Genomic DNA, 1,158 nt, shown 5'->3' with positions numbered 1-1,158 from the left:
AGCCCCCGCTGAGAGCAAGGCCCACGCCAGTAACCCACTTCCCCTCCTCACGCTCCACTGGAAGCAGGCTACGGGAGATCTCAAACGCGGTCTGAACGGCGACTTAGGGCCGCCACTCCACAGGGGAGGAGTGGCCGCCGAGTCGTTTTATGCCTCAGCGGGTATGGGGCCTGGCCGCCCTTTCCGCGGCCGCGCAGGCCGCTGTCCCCCACGGCAGGAAGGCCGGCACCGGCGGTCGGAGCGGGACGGCGTACGAGCAGCCTGCGCACCTGTGCCAGCAGCCGCCGGACCGGGGTCTGGGTCACGGACATCGCTGACCGCCGCGGGTGCCGGGGGCCTTCGCCGGCCAATGCAGTTGCCTTTGAGTTGCGGGGATCGTTGCCCCGCGTGTGACGGGGTGGGGCGCGGGCCGACGGGTACGGATCGGGATTCTGACGAAGGTGTTCACCGCTGAGCTGGTGGACGCGGCGATAGCCAAGCACGACCGGGCCGAGCGGCGCCGCCGACTCCTGCCAGCGAGGCTGGTCGTGTACTTCGTCCTGGCCCTGTGCCTGTTCGCCCGGGAGTCGTACGAGGAGGTGCTGCGAGTGCTGACCAGCGGCATCCCGGGCAGCCGGGCCCTCGCGCGGGTGAACCGGTCGTCGTTGTGTCGGGCTCGCGCCCGCCTCGGGGAGGACGTGCTGGAGACTGTGTTCCGCCAGGTGGCCGGCTCGCTCGCCACCCCGGCCACGCCGGGCGCATGGTGGCGAGGGCTGCGGCTCCTCGCCCTGGACGGCACCCAGTTCGATCTTCCGGATTCGACGAGCAATGGCGACACCTTCGACGGCCCCTCCACCACCGGCGGCGTCCCCTTCGGATTCCCCCAGGTCAGAGCGGTGGTCCTCGCCGAAATCGGAACGCACGGAGTCCTCGACGCTCGCCTCGGCGGCTACCGCGACGGCGAGCGCAGCCTCGCCTACCCGCTGGCCGGCTCCACCGGCACCGGCGACCTGATCATCGCCGACCGTGGCTTCTGGTCGGTCGAGTTCGCTCACGCCTTCACCGCGGCGGGCGCGGATCTGCTGGTCAGCGATCCAGCGCACCTTCGGTGCGCGCCGGGGGCGTGGTAAATCCCGTGGCGCGCGCCGGGGGTGCTTCTGTCTGCCCTGACGTGGGCTG

The 1,158-nt window shown here is 71.3% G+C and carries 1 protein-coding gene; it reads left to right on the top strand.

Annotated elements, in window-relative coordinates; genetic code table 11:
• The first annotated feature begins 389 nt into the window (after positions 1-389).
• Complete coding sequence (locus ACFW2G_RS33095) at positions 390-1,109, top strand: IS4 family transposase (RefSeq protein ID WP_384585677.1); 720 nt, start codon at positions 390-392, stop codon at positions 1,107-1,109.
• Positions 1,110-1,158: the final 49 nt, after the last annotated feature.

Origin of the sequence: Streptomyces sp. NPDC058880 (assembly GCF_042742535.1) — a bacterium.
Lineage (GTDB): Bacteria > Actinomycetota > Actinomycetes > Streptomycetales > Streptomycetaceae > Streptomyces.
The sequence above is the reverse complement of the archived record's forward strand: the minus strand, read 5'-3'. Positions and strand labels throughout refer to the sequence as shown.